17 protein-coding genes are annotated in these 17,684 nt (G+C 62.6%); 8 read left to right on the top strand and 9 right to left on the bottom strand.

Going from position 1 to position 17,684, the window contains the following annotated elements; translation table 11 throughout:
- The first annotated feature begins 132 nt into the window (after positions 1-132).
- From JJJ16_RS03355 to JJJ16_RS03340, 4 genes are all read left to right on the top strand, one after another.
- On the top strand, positions 133-1,068 hold the full coding sequence (locus JJJ16_RS03355) for an ABC transporter substrate-binding protein (RefSeq protein ID WP_219751373.1): 936 nt from the start codon (positions 133-135) through the stop codon (positions 1,066-1,068).
- Positions 1,069-1,164: 96 nt separating this feature from the next.
- Positions 1,165-2,109, top strand: coding sequence for an ABC transporter substrate-binding protein (locus JJJ16_RS03350; protein WP_219751372.1), 945 nt, complete (start codon positions 1,165-1,167; stop codon positions 2,107-2,109).
- A gap of 7 nt (positions 2,110-2,116) precedes the next feature.
- On the top strand, positions 2,117-3,079 hold the full coding sequence (locus JJJ16_RS03345; protein ID WP_219751371.1) for an amino acid ABC transporter permease: 963 nt from the start codon (positions 2,117-2,119) through the stop codon (positions 3,077-3,079).
- Positions 3,076-3,849 (top strand): amino acid ABC transporter ATP-binding protein, encoded by a 774-nt coding sequence (locus JJJ16_RS03340; RefSeq protein ID WP_306284407.1) that lies wholly within the window; start codon positions 3,076-3,078, stop codon positions 3,847-3,849. The genes JJJ16_RS03345 and JJJ16_RS03340 overlap by 4 nt, the downstream gene beginning before the upstream one ends.
- A gap of 82 nt (positions 3,850-3,931) precedes the next feature.
- On the opposite strand, the gene JJJ16_RS03335 is transcribed toward JJJ16_RS03340, so the two are convergent.
- A complete protein-coding gene (locus JJJ16_RS03335; RefSeq protein ID WP_219751370.1) occupies positions 3,932-5,545 on the bottom strand; it encodes an ABC-F family ATP-binding cassette domain-containing protein in 1,614 nt (537 codons plus the stop codon).
- Positions 5,546-5,687: 142 nt separating this feature from the next.
- Here JJJ16_RS03335 and JJJ16_RS03330 point away from each other — a divergent pair, with 142 nt between their 5' ends.
- Genes JJJ16_RS03330 through JJJ16_RS03315 form a run of 4 tightly spaced genes read left to right on the top strand, consistent with a single transcriptional unit; the run spans position 5,688 to position 10,346 of the window.
- Complete coding sequence (locus tag JJJ16_RS03330; protein ID WP_219751369.1) at positions 5,688-6,377, top strand: queuosine precursor transporter; 690 nt, start codon at positions 5,688-5,690, stop codon at positions 6,375-6,377.
- A complete protein-coding gene (tgt, locus tag JJJ16_RS03325; RefSeq protein WP_219751368.1) occupies positions 6,374-7,699 on the top strand; it encodes a tRNA guanosine(34) transglycosylase Tgt in 1,326 nt (441 codons plus the stop codon). The genes JJJ16_RS03330 and tgt overlap by 4 nt, the downstream gene beginning before the upstream one ends.
- A gap of 15 nt (positions 7,700-7,714) precedes the next feature.
- Positions 7,715-8,611 (top strand): neutral zinc metallopeptidase, encoded by an 897-nt coding sequence (locus JJJ16_RS03320; RefSeq protein WP_219751367.1) that lies wholly within the window; start codon positions 7,715-7,717, stop codon positions 8,609-8,611.
- Positions 8,612-8,660: 49 nt separating this feature from the next.
- Positions 8,661-10,346: an AMP-binding protein gene (locus JJJ16_RS03315; RefSeq protein WP_219751366.1), complete on the top strand. Its 1,686-nt coding sequence runs from the start codon at positions 8,661-8,663 to the stop codon at positions 10,344-10,346.
- A gap of 91 nt (positions 10,347-10,437) precedes the next feature.
- Here the strand turns inward: JJJ16_RS03315 and JJJ16_RS03310 are convergent, their stop codons facing one another.
- From JJJ16_RS03310 to JJJ16_RS03275, 8 genes are all read right to left on the bottom strand, one after another.
- Positions 10,438-10,869 carry a metal-sulfur cluster assembly factor gene (locus tag JJJ16_RS03310; protein WP_034467046.1) on the bottom strand — a complete coding sequence of 144 codons (432 nt, stop codon included), beginning with the start codon at positions 10,867-10,869 and terminating at the stop codon, positions 10,438-10,440.
- Between the two features lie 10 nt (positions 10,870-10,879).
- On the bottom strand, positions 10,880-11,356 hold the full coding sequence (gene sufU, locus JJJ16_RS03305) for a Fe-S cluster assembly sulfur transfer protein SufU (protein WP_034467049.1): 477 nt from the start codon (positions 11,354-11,356) through the stop codon (positions 10,880-10,882).
- A 38-nt stretch (positions 11,357-11,394) separates the two neighbouring features.
- On the bottom strand, positions 11,395-12,672 hold the full coding sequence (locus JJJ16_RS03300) for an aminotransferase class V-fold PLP-dependent enzyme (RefSeq protein ID WP_219751365.1): 1,278 nt from the start codon (positions 12,670-12,672) through the stop codon (positions 11,395-11,397).
- A gap of 5 nt (positions 12,673-12,677) precedes the next feature.
- The gene (gene sufC / locus JJJ16_RS03295) at positions 12,678-13,430 is read right to left on the bottom strand and encodes a Fe-S cluster assembly ATPase SufC (RefSeq protein WP_219751364.1); all 753 of its coding nucleotides are present in this window, start codon (positions 13,428-13,430) and stop codon (positions 12,678-12,680) included.
- Positions 13,431-13,446: 16 nt separating this feature from the next.
- Positions 13,447-14,637 carry a Fe-S cluster assembly protein SufD gene (gene sufD / locus JJJ16_RS03290; protein WP_219751363.1) on the bottom strand — a complete coding sequence of 397 codons (1,191 nt, stop codon included), beginning with the start codon at positions 14,635-14,637 and terminating at the stop codon, positions 13,447-13,449.
- Positions 14,637-16,082, bottom strand: coding sequence for a Fe-S cluster assembly protein SufB (sufB, locus tag JJJ16_RS03285; protein WP_318836518.1), 1,446 nt, complete (start codon positions 16,080-16,082; stop codon positions 14,637-14,639). Before sufB ends, sufD begins: the two co-directional genes overlap by 1 nt.
- A 32-nt stretch (positions 16,083-16,114) precedes the next feature.
- Positions 16,115-16,810: a helix-turn-helix transcriptional regulator gene (locus JJJ16_RS03280; RefSeq protein ID WP_060567231.1), complete on the bottom strand. Its 696-nt coding sequence runs from the start codon at positions 16,808-16,810 to the stop codon at positions 16,115-16,117.
- 153 nt (positions 16,811-16,963) lie between these two features.
- Positions 16,964-17,608, bottom strand: a complete 645-nt coding sequence (locus tag JJJ16_RS03275) for an NUDIX domain-containing protein (protein WP_219751362.1) — start codon at positions 17,606-17,608, stop codon at positions 16,964-16,966.
- Between the last annotated feature and the right edge of the window lie 76 nt (positions 17,609-17,684).

Here is a 17,684-nt window from a genome sequence, read left to right as displayed (position 1 = left end):
AGTGGGCAAGCACCGAGTGCTTGCCCACTTGCGTATCCACGATCCGAGACTCATTCGACATGCATAGTATGCACGTGATTGCATATTCAGTACACGAGATCACTCGAATCACGGATACTGAGGAACATAATCATGCACACCAAGAAGCTTCTCGCCACGCTCACTCTGGCCAGTACCGCGACCGCAATGGCCGCATGCGCAGACCCCACGACGAGTACGAGTACCGCAGACACGACGACAGGGACAGCCACATCGACCACCTCACACTACGACGTCTCATCGATCCCAACTGTCGACGAGATCGCAGCGCTTGTTCCCGACGACATCAAGAAACGGGGCACCCTGCGTAACGGAGCTTCTACCGGATATGCACCTGCCGAATACATGGATGCCGATGGACAGACTCCCATCGGCTACGACATCGACATTAATAAGGCGCTCGCCAAGGTCATGGGTCTGAATACCGGAGAAACGAAGCACTCCGAATTCCCCACGATCATCCCCGCTCTCGGCACGAAGTTCGACGTGGGCATCTCGTCTTTCACCATTACCTCCGAGCGCGAGCAGCAAGTCGACATGGTGTCTTACCTGAACGTCGGATCCGCATGGGGTGTCACCGCTGGCAATCCGAAGAATTTTGACCCGTCTAACCCGTGCGGTGCGACCATTGCGGTTCAGACCGGCACGGCTCAGGAAGAATACGCAGCCAAGCTCTCTGACGAGTGCGTCGCGGCCGGCAAGGAAAAGATCACCGTCATGCCTCACGAGCTCCAGACTGACATTGCCACCAAGCTGATCGGTGGCCAGTATGACGCAACCCTCGCGGACTCAACGGTCATTGGCTACACGAGCTCGCAGTCTGCCGGCAAGATTGAACAGCTTGGCGACACGTTTGAGTCAGCCCCTCAAGGCGTGGCGGTCGCGAAGGATGACGCACAGCTTGCTGAGGCGGTGCAGAAGGCTATGCAGTACCTGATGGACAACGGCTACCTCAACGACATTCTGGCGTCCTACGGCGCCGAGAATGCAGCACTGACGACAGCTACACTCAACCCGACCGTCGACTGATTCGCACCACGCTACGCATAATATGCATTTATATGCATATGGGTGCATAATGGTAGCAATCACGGGCCACGGCCCACTCCCATCGGAAGGCAGATCATGACCATCTCGAAGGCACACGCCCTCATCGTCCTCGCAGCCGCAGCTGCTCTCCCTCTCGCCGCCTGCGCTGATCCGACGGCGACCAGCTCGTCAACGAGCGGATCTGAGAGCACCTCGGGCGCGGCAACCACGGCCTCGTACGACGTGTCGAAGATCCCGACCGTCGACGAAATCGCCGCCCTGGTTCCCGACGAGGTCAAGGAGCGTGGCACGCTGCGTAACGGCGCCTCCGCAGACTACGCACCCGCGGAGTTCCTCGGTGACGATTCGCAGACCCCTCAGGGATACGACGTCGACATCAACAAGGCGCTCGCCAAGGTCATGGGTCTGAACGAGGGAACCACAAACCACGCCGAGTTCCCGACCATCATTCCGGCGCTGGGCACGAAGTTCGACGTGGGCATCTCCTCCTTCACGATCACCTCCGAACGCGAGGAGCAGGCAAACCTCATCTCCTACGTTGAGGTGGGCTCCGCCTGGGGAGTGGCCGCCGGCAACCCGAAGAATTTCGATCCGGCCGACCCGTGTGGCAAGACGATCGGCGTCCAGACCGGCACTGCGCAGGAAGACTACGCGACCGAACTGTCGGACAAGTGCGTAGCCGACGGCAAGGACAAGATCACGATCATGCCGCACGACCTGCAGACCGACATCGCGACGAAGGTCATCGGCGGCCAGTACGACGCCACCTTCGCTGACTCAACAGTCATCGGCTACACCGCATCTCTATCGGGCGGCCAGATCGAGCAGGTCGGCGACGTCGTCGAGTCCGCCCCGCAGGGCGTAGCCGTCAATAAGAACGACGAGCAGCTGACCCAGGCCATCCAGAAGGCCATGCAGTACCTGATGGACAACGGCTACCTCAAGGACATCCTGACCACCTATGGCGCTCAGGACGCAGCGCTGACCACCGCCGAGCTGAACCCGGCGACGAACGACTGAGGATCTCATGGCAACCATCAAAGACGGCGTTGTGCTGATCGACGCGAAACCAGTGCCCCGCCCGGGGAGGTGGGCGAGTGCAATCGTCGCAGCAATCCTTGCGGCAATGGCAGCCCACGCGCTGGTAACGAACGCAAACTTCCAGTGGCAGGTCGTGTTCCAGTGGCTGTTTTCGCGTTCGATCATGCAGGGAGTCCTCTTCACGATCATCCTCACGATCCTCGCGATGGTGGTGGGCACCGCCCTGGCCATCACGATGGCGATCATGCGCCAGTCGGTGAATCCGGTCCTGCGCTGGGTGGCGATGGCCTACATCTGGTTCTTCCGTGGAACCCCTATCTACACGCAGCTGATTTTCTGGTCGCTGCTGCCCACGCTCTACCCGAAGCTCTCCTTCGGTGTGCCGTTCCTCGGCTCACTGTGGGGTTGGGAGCTGACGTTTGATACGGCCACGTATTTCACACCGTTCTGGATGGCGTTCATCGGCTTGGGCCTCAACGAAGGCGCGTACCTCGCGGAAATCATGCGTGCGGGCCTGCTGAGCGTCTCGAAGGGCCAGTGGGAGGCCGCCACCGCGCTCGGCATGCCGCGTGGAACGATCTTCCGCCGCATTATCCTGCCCCAGGCAATGCGTGTGATTGTGCCGCCGATCGGCAACGAGACCATTTCGATGCTCAAGACGACCTCCCTGGTCTCGGCGATTCCCTTCACCCTCGAACTCACATTCATTGCGCGTCAGCGTGGCCAGGCGACGTTCGCGCCCGTGCCGCTCCTGATTGCGGCAGCGATCTGGTACCTCGTCATCACAAGTCTCCTGATGTGGATTCAGTCCTTCATCGAGAAGTACTACGGCAAGGGCTTCGAGCGCCGTGACAACGCCGGCACCCACTCCCCCGCTGCATCGTCCTCCTCTGATGATGACGAAGAGGCCAAGGCCACCAAGCTCAAGTTTTTGGATGTGACACCATGACGACTACGACGCCCATGGTCTCCGTTCGCGGAGTCCACAAGTTCTTCGGCGACCTGCACGTCCTGCGGGGCATCGACCTCGATATCGCTTCCGGCGAGGTCTGCGTCATCCTCGGCCCCTCGGGCTCTGGCAAGTCGACGCTCCTGCGCTGCCTGAACATGCTCGAGGACATCAGCGCCGGCCGCGTGTACGTCGACGGTGAGCTGCTGGGCTATCGCGAGTATGCGGGCGGCGCGCTCTTCGAGCGCCACGATAAGGAGATCGCTGCTCAGCGTTCTCGTATTGGCATGGTGTTTCAGCGCTTCAATCTCTTCCCGCACAAGACCGCGCTGGAGAACGTCATGGAGGCACCCGTCCAGGTCCTCAAGCGTTCGAAGAGCGAGGCGCGCGCCCAGGCTCTCGAGCTGCTTGATCGCGTCGGTCTGGCTGATCGCGCGGACCATTACCCAGCGGAGCTTTCGGGTGGCCAGCAGCAGCGAGTTGCCATCGCCCGCGCGCTCGCCATGGATCCCGAGATCATGCTCTTTGATGAGCCGACCTCAGCGCTCGATCCTGAGCTCGTCGGTGAGGTGCTCCAGGTTATGCAGGACCTGGCCGCGTCGGGTATGACGATGGCTGTTGTCACCCACGAGATCGGGTTCGCCCGCGAGGTCGCCGACCAGGTCGTCTTCATGGATGGTGGCGTCATCGTCGAGGCCGGAGCTCCCTCCGAGGTCATCGATAACCCGAAGTCTGAGCGAACCAAGGAGTTCTTCTCCAAGGTTCTGTGAGCTTCTGACGACGAGGCCGGGGCTGGCGTGTTCCAGTCCCGGCCTTTGTCGTACCTGTCGCGAAACGACCGAGCTATCGTCGTCAGGTGAGGGTAACGAGATCCAGGTAGCTGTCGTCCCACAGGTCCTCATCCGCGTCGGGCAACAGCAGGACGCGCTCGGGGTTGAGCGCCGTGACAGCGCCGGGATCGTGCGTGACGAGGATGACGGCACCCTCGTAGTCACGCAGGGCCGCGAGGATCTCCTCGCGTGAGGCGGGATCGAGGTTGTTAGTCGGTTCGTCGAGCAGCAGGACGTTTGCACCCGAGACGACGAGTGTTGCTAAAGCGAGGCGGGTCTTCTCACCGCCAGACAGCACGGACACAGGCTTTTCAACGTCGTCACCTTGGAAGAGGAACTGGCCGAGAATGTTGCGCACGTGGGTGTCGTCGAGGGTCGGAGCGGCCTCGGCCATGTTTTCGCGGATCGTACGGGTCTCGTCAAGCGTCTCGTGCTCCTGGGCGTAGTACCCGAGCTTGAGGCCGTGGCCGGGCACGACGCGGCCGGAGTCCGGCTCCTCGATACCGGATAGGAGCCGCAGCAGCGTCGTCTTGCCCGCGCCGTTGAGGCCGAGGACGACGACTTTGGAGCTGCGGTCGATCGCTAGGTCCACTCCTGTGAACACCTCGAGAGAACCGTAGGACTTCGACAGCCCTTCAGCGGTGAGGGGAACGCGGCCCGACGGTGCCGGGTCGGGGAAGCGTAGGCGCGCAACCTTGTCCTGGACGATCTCTGAACCAGCCTGGACGAAAAGCTCTTCGGCTCGGCGCAGCATCTGCTGTGCGGCGACGGCCTTCGTGGCCTTCGCGCGCATCTTCTCGCCCTGAGCCTTGAGGTGTTCGGCCTTCTTCAACGCGTTAGCACGTTCTTTACGGCGACGACGTTCGTCTTCCTCGCGCTGCTTGAGATAGGCCGACCAGCCGAGGTGATAGATGTCGATCTGTGCGCGGTTCGCATCGAGGTAGAAGACCTGGTTGACGGTGTCACCCAGCAGCTTGACGTCGTGCGAAATGATCATGACGCCGCCGGGGAAGGTCTTGATCCAGTCGCGCAGCCAGACGATCGAATCGTGGTCGAGGTGGTTCGTTGGTTCGTCCAGAAGTAGCACGTCTGCGTCCGAGAAAAGCACGCGGGCTAGCTCGACCCTGCGTCGCTGGCCACCGGAGAGGGTATCGAGGGTCTGATCGAGTACCCGGTCTTCGAGTCCCAGCGAGTGCGCGATCTGCGCCGCCTCGGCGTTGGCTGCCCAGCCGCCAGAGTTCGTAAACTGCTGGTCGAGCTTCACGTACCGTTCCATCGCGCGCTGTTGACGAGCGCCCTCGGTCGTCGACATCTCGTGTTCGGCCTTGCGGATACGGGCAATAATGGAGTCGATGCCGCGCACGGAGATGATGCGGTCGCGTGCCTTCATCGACGGATCACCCACGTGCGTGTCCTGCGCCAGGTAACCGACCGTCCCATTCGACGAGATGGTGCCGGTGTATTCGGCAGCCCCTCCTCGGTCACCTTCGCCCGCGAGCAACCTCATCGTCGTCGTCTTTCCCGCGCCGTTACGGCCGACGAGGCCAATACACATGCCTTTATCGATACGGAAGCTCGCATGGTTGACGAGCTCGCGGGGGCCGATGCGCAACGAGAAATCCTGGACGTTAATCACCCTCCAAGAGTAGAGGGAGGGGTGCGTGTGGGCGAATCAACCCGCCTGCGAGGCGGCGCTGTTGCGCATGATCACGCAACAAGCGGGCACAATGGGTGTCGGAATTAATCGATATCTACTCTGCTTTGCGAGGTTTCATCCCATGTCCGATAGCCCGGTCCCGTCTGGATCGGCGCGCCCCACGCGCGCCCTTGACATCGTCTCCGTCGCCTTCGTCGCGCTGCTGCTCATCTCGAATATCGCCGCAACCAAGGCGTTTATGCTCGGCACGTCTACGCACTACCTCATTTTCGACGGAGGCGCGATCCTCTTCCCACTCACCTACATCATCGGCGATGTGCTCTCGGAAGTCTATGGATTTGCTCGGGCTAAGCGTGTCATCATCATGGGATTCGTGGCCTCCCTTCTGGCCTCCCTCACGTTCTTCGTCGTGCAGTATCTGCCTCCCGCCCCGGATTACGAAAACCAGGACGCTTTTGCTGCGGTCCTCGGCGTCGTGTGGCGTGCGGTTTTGGCTTCCCTCGTTGGTTACCTGGCGGGTCAGCTGCTCAACTCCTACGTCCTCGTATGGATCCGCCGACGCTGGGGTTCCAAGCACCTGTGGGCCCGCCTGATCGGCTCGACGATCGTTGGTGAGGCAGCAGACACCATCCTTTTCTGCACGATCCTCTTCTACGGCGAGATGTCGCTGGGCAATTTCATCAACTACACCATCACCGGCTACTTCTACAAGGTGCTCCTTGAGGTCGTTCTGCTCCCCCTGACGTACCCGGTCATCGCGGCCATTCGCCGTATGGAGGGACTCAAGAAGGACGAGGTCTTCGACCGATGAACGAGAACTGGCTGTCCGCTCCCGCTCCCGAGCACCTCACGCCTTTCGAGCCCCCGGCCTCGGAGGGAGCGCACCATCCCGATAGAGGCTTCACCATCGGGCACCGAATGGAGTCCCACGGAGGCCTCGGACGCACCGGCGTCATCCACACCGCGCACGGAACGATCGCGACCCCCGCGTTCATTCCCGTCGGCACGAAGGCCAACGTCAAGGCCCTCACGCCCGAGATGGTGCGCTCGCTGGGTGCTCAGGCCGTCCTTGCGAACGCCTACCACCTGTACCTGCAGCCGGGGTCCGACATCGTCGACGAGGCAGGCGGTTTCGGTCAGTTCATGAACTGGTCTGGCCCCACCTACACCGATTCGGGCGGCTTCCAAGTCCTGTCTCTTGGAGCCGGCTTTAAGAAGGTTCTGTCCCAGGAGTTCTCCGGTCAGGCCGACCCGACCGACCCGAAGGTCCAGATGCAGGCCATCAAGGCCTCGAACGCGGTCGTCGACGACGATGGCGTGATCTTCTCCAGCCACATCGACGGTACGAAGCATCGCTTCAATCCCGAGGTGTCGATGGGAATCCAGCACCAGCTCGGCTCCGACATCATGTTTGCTTTTGATGAGCTCACGAGCCTCCTCCACCCGCGTTCCTACCAGGAGGAATCCCTCGAGCGCACCCACGCGTGGGCAGCCCGATGCCTCGCCGAGCACAAACGCCTGACGGAAGAACGCTCTCACAAGCCGTATCAGCAGCTGTGGGGTGTCATCCAAGGTGCTCAGTGGGAGGACCTGCGTCGCCAGGCGGCGCGCACGATGGCGGACATGGAGGTCGACGGCCAGCGCTTCGACGGGTTCGGAATCGGTGGCGCACTCGAGAAGGAGAACCTCGGCACAATCGTCTCGTGGGTGTGCGAGGAGCTGGGCGAGGATCGTCCCCGCCACCTCCTGGGTATTTCTGAGCCTGAGGACCTGTTCGCGGGCGTCGCAGCCGGTGCCGACACCTTCGACTGCGTGAATCCGTCGCGCGTCGCGCGTAACGCCGCGATCTACACGCCGGACGGGCGTTTCAACATCACGAACGCACGCTTCAAGAGGGATTTCAAGCCGCTCGTTGAGGGTTGTGGGTGCTACACCTGCACGCACTACACCCGCGCGTACATTCATCACCTGTTCAAGGCGAAAGAGATTCTATCGGCAACGCTCGCGACCATTCACAACGAGTGGTTTACACTGCGTCTCGTCGATGGAATTCGCGCATCGATCATCAACGGGTGCTTTGACGAGTTCCGTTCCGACATGCTTGGCCGCTACGAGGCCGGGCGCCGCCGCTGAAAGTGTGGAGCAACCATGAGTTTCAATGACAACATCCGTTTGGATCCCTCGCGCGTCGGTACGTCCGGCGCGGGCCGGAAGATCGCAGGTGCAGGCGGTGGCTCACTGCTCGGTGTTCTCTTGATCCTCGGGTTCTCCTACTTCACCGGCATCGATCTGACGAGCCTGCTGTCCTCGCCTTCCGACACGTCGTCGACCTCGTCGTCAGCAGTCGATACGTCCACCTGCCAGACGGGACAGGACGCCAACACTCGCGTCGAGTGCCGCATGGTCGCCACCGCTCAGTCCCTCGACGCGGTGTGGAAGACCCAGCTGTCCGCCCAGGACACTGGCATCGCGTACCAGCTGCCCGATTTCCAGATCTTCACGAACTCCGTCTCCACCGCGTGCGGTAACGCGACGAGCGCCGTGGGCCCGTTCTACTGCCCCGGAGATTCGACGGTGTACCTCGACCTCGGGTTCTTCGACGATATGGTCTCCAAGTACGGTGCATCCGATTCCGTGCTCGCCCAGGAATACGTCGTGGCCCACGAGTGGGGCCACCACATCCAGAACATTCAGGGTGTCTTCCGCGCGCACGACACGCGTGAGTCCGGGGAACAGGGGGCGGGCGTGCGCAGCGAGCTTCAGGCGGACTGCTACGCCGGCGTGTGGATGCACTGGGCATCCAACACCCCGGATCCCTCAACCGGTACTCCGTTCCTGAAGACCCCGACGGCCGATCAGGTCCTGGGTGCGCTCCAGACCGCTCAGGCAATCGGTGATGATCGTCTGCAGGATAAGTACCAAGGGTCTTCGAACCCGGAGACATGGACGCATGGCAGTGCCCAGCAGCGCGCGACGTGGCTGCAGCGCGGACTTGATTCCGGCGATATCTCGACGTGTGACACGTGGAGTGCTCCGCGGGTGTGAGCGCACCTGCATCGGTACAATTGAGTGCGCCGATTTGCAGGAGGAAGTCATGACACGCAGCATCGTCGAGCAGGCTCACGACATGTACGACGCGGTCCCCTACGAGGTGCCCGTGCCTGATGAATCGCTGTACAGCCTATTAGACGATGCAGCACGCTTGTATCCCGACCGCATCGCGCTCGACTACTTCGGGGCAACGACCACGTACACGCAGGTGCGCGATCAGGTTCTGAAGGCCGCGCGGGTTCTGCGCGAGGCCGGGGTCGGGCCGGGCGATACGGTGGCCATCGCGCTGCCGAACTGCCCGCAGGCTTTTGTTGCTTTCTACGCGTGTATGCGTATTGGGGCGATCGCCGCGCAGCATAATCCTCTCGCTCCGGCTTCGGAGATCGCTGGCCAGCTGCGCCGCCACGGCGGCAAGGTGGCGATCGTGTGGGAAAAGTGCGTCGATGCCTATCCGCTCAGCGTTCTCGACACCGTGTTCACGGTGGATATTTCCCAGGGAATGCCTGCCTCGCAGCGTCTGCTCCTGCGGCTTCCGGTCGCTCGCGCACGCGAGACACGCGCGCAGCTGCGCGGCTCCGTCCCTTCGGGCACGCGGTCGTGGGACCGCGCCACGGCCTCGTCGGCGCCCATTGAGCCATCGTTTCCGCTGCCCTCCCCGAATGATCGCGCGGTTATCCTGCATACTTCCGGAACGAACGGCGTTCCCAAGTCCGCTCCCCTCACCCACCGCAACATCGGGGTCAACGTCAATCAGTGCATGTTCTGGGTGTGGAAGCTGCACGAGGGTGCGGAAACTTTCTTCTCGCTCCTGCCCTACTTCCATGCCTTCGGTCTGACGTTCTTCCTGTGTGCGTCCGTGCGCAAGGCGGCCACCCAGGTCGTGCTCCCGAAGTTCGACGCGCAGATGGCTCTGGACGCGCACAAGCGCCGCCCGGTGACGTTCTTCGTCGGCGTTCCTCCCATGTTCGAGAGGATCCTGAAGCAGGCCCGGAAGACGAACACGGACGTGACGTCTATCCGTTATTCGGTCGCCGGCGCGATGCCGCTGTCGACGACGCTCGCTGGTGAGTGGGAGGAAGCCACCGGTGGCATGATCGTCGAGGGTTATGGCTTGTCCGAAACCGCTCCGGTGTTGACCGGTGCGCCTCTGTCGGACAAGCGCCGCCACGGGGTGCTTGGGGTTCCCTTCCCTTCCACGCAGCTACGCCTCGTCTCGCTCGATGACGATACGCTCGACGTTGAGGATGGACAGCCCGGGGAAATTATCGTTCGTGGACCTCAGGTCTTTGAAGGCTATCTGGATGCCCCCGAAGAGACCGCACGCGTCTTTACGTCTGAGGGCTGGTTCAAGACCGGTGACATCGGCGTGAACAGCGACGGGTTCATTTCGATGGCGGACCGCAAAAAGGAACTCATTCTATCCGGCGGTTTCAACGTCTACCCGTCCCAAGTGGAAGCTGCGATTCGCAGTCATCCGTCGGTCAACGATGTTGCCGTCGTGGGGGTTCCCGTTTCGGATGCGACAGAGGAAGTCGCCGCGGCCATCATCATGGAGGACGGCAGCGCTCCGCTGACTCTCGAGGAGGTGCGCGCCTGGGCAGAGAAGACGATTGCACACTACGCTCTCCCCCGCCAGCTCGTCATCATCGCCGAGCTTCCGCGCAACCAGATGGGGAAGATCTTGCGTCGCAAGGTTGCACAAGTTGTACGCGAGGCACTGGGCCGCTAGTTCGCATCCTACCGAGGGAGCTTATCCACTCCACCGGAAACGACAATCCCCCGGAAGCTCACGCTTCCGGGGGATTCACGTCGTGCGTCGATCAGACGTTAAAGCCAATGGCACGCAGCTGTTCGCGGCCATCGGGCGTGATGCGATCGGGGCCCCACGGCGGCATCCAGACCCAGTTGATCTGGACCTCGTCGGTGACGCCAGACAGAATCGTCTGCGCCTGCCGTTCGATGACATCGGTCAGCGGGCAGGCGGCCGACGTCAGGGTCATGTCGAGGCGCACCTGGTTCTCAGAACCGATGACGACGCCGTAGACCAGGCCGAGGTCGACGATGTTGATGCCGAGCTCGGGGTCGATGACGTCCTTGAGGGCCTCCAGCACGTTCTCGGCCGCAAGCGTGCCCTGCTCAATGACATCGGTGCCGTCGATCTGACGGGTGGCCACCTCGGCCGCCGGCGCTTCCTGCGCGGGCGCTCCGAAGCGCTGCTCAACGGGCTCAGACTGAGCCATCGGGTTGCTCATGGGTGTTCCTTTACTGCTCAGCGGGCTCGCCCGCGGTGGAAATATCGATGCCGGACTTGGCCATCGCGTCGCGCAGCGCGTACCAGCCCAGGAGGGCACACTTCACGCGGTTCGCGAACTGCGACGTGGATTCGAGAGCGGCCGCGTCACCCAGGTCGTCGAGAATCTCATCGTCGACGCCGAGGTTACGCGAATGCATCATGACCTCCATGTCCCGGTACAGCCGGCCGATTTCCTCGGCGGACTTGCCTTCCGTCAGGTCGGTCATCATGGACAGTGAGGCGCGCGAGATCGAGCATCCGTCGCCGTCCCACTGCAGGGAGGCAAGGCGCTCGCCGTCCAACGTGACGCCGAGCGTCACCTCGTCACCGCACGTGGGGTTCACCTGGTGCGACGAAGCATCCATACCGCTCGGATCTCCTGCGCCATGCTTCTCGCGGGCGTGATCGAGGATCACCTGCTGGTACAACTGCTCAAGACTTCCCATGGCTACCTTTCCAAATGATTCCGGTACTGTTGTCGATTCTATCGGCCGAAGAAGCCGCGCACCTTCGATAGGCCATCGACGAGACGCTCGATTTCCTCGCCGGTGGTGGTCGGAGCGACCGACGCACGGGCGGAGGAGCGCACTTGGAAGAACGTATGGAGCGGAATTGCGCAGTGGTGTCCGACGCGCACGGCCACGTCCACGGAGTCCATGAACTGGCCGACGTCGTGCGGGTGTACACCGTCGACGGCGAAAGTGACGACGCCGATACGATCGACGTCCGAGTCCGGACCGAGAACCTTAATTCCGTCAATCGACGAGATACCGTCGAGCATCACGGAAGTGAGCGCGTGCTCGTGAGCCTCAACGCGATCCATGCCGAGTGTCGACAGGTAGCGCAGTGCCTCCGACCAGGCGGCGATCTGCGCGACAGGCTGCGATCCGGCTTCGAAGCGCTCGGGAGGAGCCATGAAGGTCGATTCCTCCATGGTCACCCATTCGATCATCGATCCGCCCGTCAGGACAGGCGGCATCGCCGCCAAAAGCGAACGCCGTCCCCACAGGGCACCGGCACCCGTGGGTCCGAGCATCTTGTGGGACGAAAATACCGCAAAGTCAACGTCGAGCGCTGACAGATCGAGAGGCATATGTGCGCTGGACTGGCAGGTGTCGAGGAGAATCAGCGCTCCGACGGCGCGTGCAGCCGCAGACACAGCCTCGACGGGTGAGACGGCACCGGTCACGTTCGACACGTGGGTAAACGCAACCAGACGAGTGTTCGGCGTGATGACGGAGAGAGTCTCCAGATCGATCCGGCCGTCGGGCGTCAGATCGAGCCACGCGAGCTCGGCACCCGTGCGCTCGCATAGCTGCTGCCACGGAACGATGTTCGCGTGGTGCTCAGCGCGGGTGCACACGATCCGGTCCCCCGGTCCCACGCGCAGGGCGGCCGACTCGGCGCCGCCCATCCCCTGCGACGCGTTACCCATGGAGAGGGCGACGAGGTTGATCGCCTCGGTCGCGTTCTTCGTCCACACGATCTCGTCGGGTGAAACGCCGACGAACGAGGCCAGGGCCCCCCGAGCGCTCTCAAAGGCGTCGGTCGCTTCGTCGCCAAGAAGGTGCGTGCCCCGGTGGACCGCGCCGTTGCTACGGCGGTAGAAGTCGGCCTCGGCGTCGATGACGCACGCAGGCTTCTGCGAGGTCGCAGATGCGTCGAGGTACGCAATGGGCGCGCCGCCGCGCCCGACGCGACTCAGAATCGGAAAGTCCGATCGAATCGCGTCGAGCTCGTCGGCAGTGAAGTCCGTAGACACGGTAATCAGAGACCCAGGTACTTGTCGTAGCCGTTCTCTTCGAGCTCGTCGGCCAGCGCGGGGCCGCCCTGAGCGGCAACGCGGCCGTCGACGAAAACGTGAACGTGGCTGGGCTTGATGTAGCGCAGGATACGGGTGTAGTGCGTGATCAGCATGACGCCGCAGCCGGTCTCACCGTGGACGCGGTTGACGCCCTCGGACACGATGCGCAGAGCGTCGACGTCGAGGCCGGAGTCGGTCTCGTCGAGGACGGCGAAGGAGGGCTTGAGCAGCTCCATCTGCAGGATCTCCAGGCGCTTCTTCTCACCGCCGGAGAAGCCGACGTTGACGTCACGCTCGGCGAAGTCAGAGTCCATGCGCAGGTTCTCCATGGAGCTCTTCATGTCCTTGACCCACGAGCGCAGGGCCGGTGCCTGGCCGTCGATCGCGGTCTTGGCGGTGCGCAGGAAGTTGGAGACGGATACGCCAGCAACCTCGACAGGGTACTGCATGGCCAGGAACAGGCCTGCCTTGGCGCGCTCATCGACGCTCATCTCGGTGATGAGCTGGTCGTCGAGCCACGCCTCACCCGAGGTGATCTCGTAGTCGGGGTGACCGGCCAGAGCGTAGGCCATGGTGGACTTGCCGGAGCCGTTGGGGCCCATGATGGCGTGGATTTCACCGGAGTTGATGGTGAGGTTGACGCCCTTGAGGATTTCCTTGGGGCCCTCGGTGGTCTCGACGGAGACGTGCAGATCCTTAATACGCAGAGTCGACATATGTATTCCTTACAGCTCAGTTGTTACGGGACTTGGCCAGCTCGGCCTCGACGGTTGCCATGAGGTGGTCGACCACCTCGGGGACGCCAATCTGGTTGATCAGTTCGGCGAAGAAGCCGCGCACGACCAGGCGGCGTGCCTCGTGCTCAGGAACACCACGGCTCATCAGGTAGAACAGCTGCTCGTCGTCGAAACGACCAGTCGCGGACGCGTGTCCAGCGCCCTCGATCTCGCCGTTCTCGATCTCGAGGTTGGGGACGGAGTCGGCCTTAGCACCCTCGGTAAGCACCAGGTTGCGGTTCAGTTCGTAGGTGTCCGTACCGTCGGCGGCCTCGCGAATGAGGCAGTCGCCGATCCACACCGAGTGCGCGTCCTTGCCCTGCAGGGCGCCCTTGTAGGTGACTCGCGAGAAGCACTTCGGCTGGGAGTGGTCAACGAACACGCGGTGCTCGAGGTGCTGGCCACCATCCACGAAGTAGATGCCGAGCATGTTGAGCTCGGCGCCGGGGCCGCGGAAGTCGGTGTCGGCGCACACGCGCACGAGGTCGCCGCCGAAGCTAACGACGATGTGCGTGAGCTTGGAGTCGCGGCCGAGCGCCAGGCGCTGGTTCGAGGCGTGCACGGCGGTATCGTCCCATTCCTGCAGCGACACGACGGTCAGGTTCGCGCTGTCGCCAGTCTCAACCTCGACGGTCTGGTTGAGCGCAGCCTGCGCGGAACCGGTGTGCGACAGGATGACGGTGGCCTTCGAGAACTTCTCAGCGCGAATCACGATGTGCTGCGCGCGCGTGCCCTCGATGTCCGCCACGTTGATGCGAACGGGAGCGTCGAGCTCGGCCTCTGCCGGGATCTCGACGACGGTTGCCTGCTCAAAGCCGTTCCATGCGACGACGGCCGTGCGATCGCCGGGAGCAAGAACGGTTCCGAGGCGCTTGTCGTCGCGGGTCACGGTTTCGACGACGACGGGAGCGGGAGCGTCGACCGTCACGGGCGCATCGCCCGCGTCGTAGTTGGCGGGTTCGAAGAGGCGCTCGATGCGACGCATCGGGGTGAATCGCCAGTCCTCCTCGCGTCCGTGCGGAACGGCAATGTCGTCCAGGTTGAACGAGGTCGGACGGTCCGCGCGCGACGGGTGAGCCTTCTCAGCGTCAGCGCCGTGCGAGTGGGCCTTGTTCATGGTGTCAACGATAGTGTTGGGGGTCGTCATCAGCCGACGGATCCTTCCATCTGCAGTTCAATGAGGCGGTTGAGCTCGAGGGCGTACTCCATCGGCAGCTCCTTGGCGATCGGCTCGACGAAGCCGCGGACGATCATCGCCATGGCCTCGTTTTCGTCGAGACCGCGGCTCATCAGGTAGAAGAGCTGGTCGGCGCTCACCTTCGTGACGGTTGCCTCGTGGCCCATTTCGACGTCGTCGGTGCGCACGTCAACGTAGGGGTAGGTGTCGGTCCGCGAGATCTTGTCGACGAGCAGGGCGTCGCAGAGCACGTTCGACTTGGAGTGACGCGCACGGGCGTTGACCTGGACGAGGCCACGGTAAGAGGTACGGCCACCGCCTCGGGAGACGGACTTCGACACGATCGACGAGGACGTGTGGGGGGCCATGTGCACCATCTTGGCGCCGGTGTCCTGCTGCTGGCCGGGGCCTGCGAAACCGATGGACAGCGTCTCGCCACGGGCGTGCTCACCCATGAGGAAGCAGGCCGGGTACTTCATGGTGATCGCGGCACCCATGTTGCCGTCGACCCATTCCATGGTGCCGCCTTCCTCAACCATTGCACGCTGGGTCACCAGGTTGAGAACGTTCGTCGACCAGTTCTGGATAGTCGTGTAGCGGACGCGAGCGTCCTTCTTCACGAAGATCTCGATGACGCCGGAGTGGAGAGAGTTCTCGTCGTAGATGGGGGCGGTGCAGCCCTCAACATAGTGGACGTAAGAGCCCTCGTCGGCGATGATCAGCGTGCGCTCAAACTGGCCCATTGCCGACGTGTTGATGCGGAAGTACGCCTGCAGCGGGATCGTCACATGAACGCCCTTGGGGACGTAGACGAAGGATCCACCGGACCAGGCAGCGGTGTTCAGTGCGGAGAACTTGTTGTCGCCCGCGGGCACGCACTTACCGAAGTACTCCTCGAAAATCTCCGGGTATTCACGCAGGCCGGTGTCAGTGTCGGTGAAGATGACGCCCTGACGTTCCAGGTCTTCCTGGATCTGCTGGTAGACGACCTCGGACTCATACTGAGCGGCGACGCCGGAGACCAGGCGCGACTTTTCAGCCTCGGGAATGCCGAGGCGGTCATAGGTGTCGCGGATTTCCTCAGGGAGGTCTTCCCAGTCGTTGACCTGGCGATCCGTCGGACGCACGTAGTACTTGAACGAATCGAAATCCACGTGGGACAGGTCGGGACCCCACGCCGGCATCGGCTTACGTTCGAACAGTTCCAGCGCCTTCAGGCGGCGCTCCCGCATCCACTGCGGCTCGTCCTTCACCTCGGAGATGAAGCGAACGATTTCTTCGTTAATTCCGGTGGGGACGTCCTTCGAGTAGTCGTCGGAGTCGTGCCAACCGTATTCGTAACCGCCAATCGACTCGATGATCTCATCATCGGTCATTCGACGGTCATCAGCGCCCAAGGCGGGTGCCTGCGTCATAGTTGTGTCAACCTCTCGTTCTTAACCAAGTGCTACTTGCGTCGCACATTCCGCGCTCCGGGGCGGATGACGGGCATACCCACGGGAATGTGGGTTGTGCACACGTGTCCCCCGCCAGCAAGCGTGGAAAGTCGTTGCACGTGGACGTCAAGCAGCTTGCCAAAGGCAAGCGTCTCGGCGTCGCACAGCTGCGGGAAATCTCCCGCGACATTTTGAATCGGGCAGTGGCCCTGGCACAGCTGCACCGCGAGCGTTCCACCGCCGATGTCGCGCACAGTGGCCGCGTAGCCGTCCTGAGTGAGTGCATCGGCGAGCGCCTGAGCGCGCACCCGTGGGTCTGAACCCGCGTCGCGTACGATCGGGGCGTAGCGCCGCTCGATCTCGCGAGAACGCGCTGCAGCAAAAGACTCAACGGCTTCATCCCCACCGAGCTGACCAAGGTATCCGAGTGCCTTGGAAGCAAGGTCGGAATATCCATCGGCAAGGTGGACGTGTGCCCGCTCGGTGGCGACATAGTGACGTGCGGGCCTGCCACGGCCGCGCTTCGACGGAGCACTGGGCTCGTGCTCGGCGATCTCCTTGGAGTCCAAGAGGAGCGTGATGTGACGCCGCACGGCGGCCGTCGTCAGTCCCAGGACCTTCGCGATCGACGAGGCCGTGACCGGCCCCTTTTCGACGATGAGATCGAGCACCTGCTGTCGAGTAGTGGCGTCTGATTCTTCTGCCACGTGTCCTCCGCTCCGACGCTCCGTTGCTGCGCCTCTGTGTGCTTTTCTCTGGGAACGAGTGTACGCCAATTTAGATAAATAGGCGTTGCGAAAAGCCGCTTGGAGTGTTGGACGGCCCACACGTTTAGGGACCTAGGACCTACCCGAGAAAGATCACCGGAGCCACGGAGCGTCGGCTGGCCGCAATTCGGCCCACCCTCGCGCGCGAGCGGCGTGCGTAGCGAGCACCCCGATGACGGCAGACGGGTTGTGCAGGCGCCCATCCAGCACCATGGTCAGCGCATCGTCGAGGCTCACCCACGCGTATTCCATCGTCGCCTCCTCGTCCTCACGTTCGAACGCCTCATCGGCGTCACGAAGCTCGCGGGCGAGGAAAATGCGCAGCGGCTCGGTCGAGCCGCCGGGTGAGGTGAAGTAGTCGACGAGGACATCCCAGCGATCGGCAACCAGGTCCGCCTCTTCAGCAAGCTCACGCTCTGCTGCGAGGCGCGGGTCCTCACCGGGAATATCGAGCAGACCCGCGGGAATCTCCCACAGCTCGGCCTTCACGGGATGACGGTACTGACGTTCCAGGAGGATCTCCTCTCCCCCACTCTCACCGCGCAAGACGACGACAGCCACGGCACCCGGATGCCGCGTGTATTCACGAACAACGGGATCCTGCCCCTCGACGACGATGACGTGGTCCTTGACCACGTCGACGATACGGCCGCTCCACACAGTCTCACTCTTGGTCACGGTACGGGGGTTGTGCTGGTCTTCGATGGCCACAGCGTCTTCGGGAGAAAGGAAACGCATGTTCACACTTTCATTCGGGTTCGGCAGTACGCCATTGAGTATAGGCCCGCGCCTTGCGCGACGAGGAATGCGGCGA

The sequence above is a fragment of the Schaalia sp. ORNL0103 genome, from assembly GCF_019429565.1.
In the GTDB taxonomy this organism is placed as follows: Bacteria; Actinomycetota; Actinomycetes; order Actinomycetales; family Actinomycetaceae; genus Pauljensenia.
This window is presented reverse-complemented; position numbering and strand designations above follow the sequence as displayed.

Coding starts and splice junctions, on each gene's coding strand:
- JJJ16_RS03355 (WP_219751373.1), top strand. CDS start 133: ATGCACACCAAGAAGCTTCTCGCCACGCTCACTCTGGCCAGTACCGCG.
- JJJ16_RS03350 (WP_219751372.1), top strand. CDS start 1,165: ATGACCATCTCGAAGGCACACGCCCTCATCGTCCTCGCAGCCGCAGCT.
- JJJ16_RS03345 (WP_219751371.1), top strand. CDS start 2,117: ATGGCAACCATCAAAGACGGCGTTGTGCTGATCGACGCGAAACCAGTG.
- JJJ16_RS03340 (WP_306284407.1), top strand. CDS start 3,076: ATGACGACTACGACGCCCATGGTCTCCGTTCGCGGAGTCCACAAGTTC.
- JJJ16_RS03330 (WP_219751369.1), top strand. CDS start 5,688: ATGTCCGATAGCCCGGTCCCGTCTGGATCGGCGCGCCCCACGCGCGCC.
- tgt (WP_219751368.1), top strand. CDS start 6,374: ATGAACGAGAACTGGCTGTCCGCTCCCGCTCCCGAGCACCTCACGCCT.
- JJJ16_RS03320 (WP_219751367.1), top strand. CDS start 7,715: ATGAGTTTCAATGACAACATCCGTTTGGATCCCTCGCGCGTCGGTACG.
- JJJ16_RS03315 (WP_219751366.1), top strand. CDS start 8,661: ATGACACGCAGCATCGTCGAGCAGGCTCACGACATGTACGACGCGGTC.
- JJJ16_RS03310 (WP_034467046.1), bottom strand. CDS start 10,869: ATGAGCAACCCGATGGCTCAGTCTGAGCCCGTTGAGCAGCGCTTCGGA.
- sufU (WP_034467049.1), bottom strand. CDS start 11,356: ATGGGAAGTCTTGAGCAGTTGTACCAGCAGGTGATCCTCGATCACGCC.
- sufC (WP_219751364.1), bottom strand. CDS start 13,430: ATGTCGACTCTGCGTATTAAGGATCTGCACGTCTCCGTCGAGACCACC.
- sufD (WP_219751363.1), bottom strand. CDS start 14,637: ATGACGACCCCCAACACTATCGTTGACACCATGAACAAGGCCCACTCG.
- sufB (WP_318836518.1), bottom strand. CDS start 16,082: ATGACGCAGGCACCCGCCTTGGGCGCTGATGACCGTCGAATGACCGAT.
- JJJ16_RS03275 (WP_219751362.1), bottom strand. CDS start 17,608: ATGCGTTTCCTTTCTCCCGAAGACGCTGTGGCCATCGAAGACCAGCAC.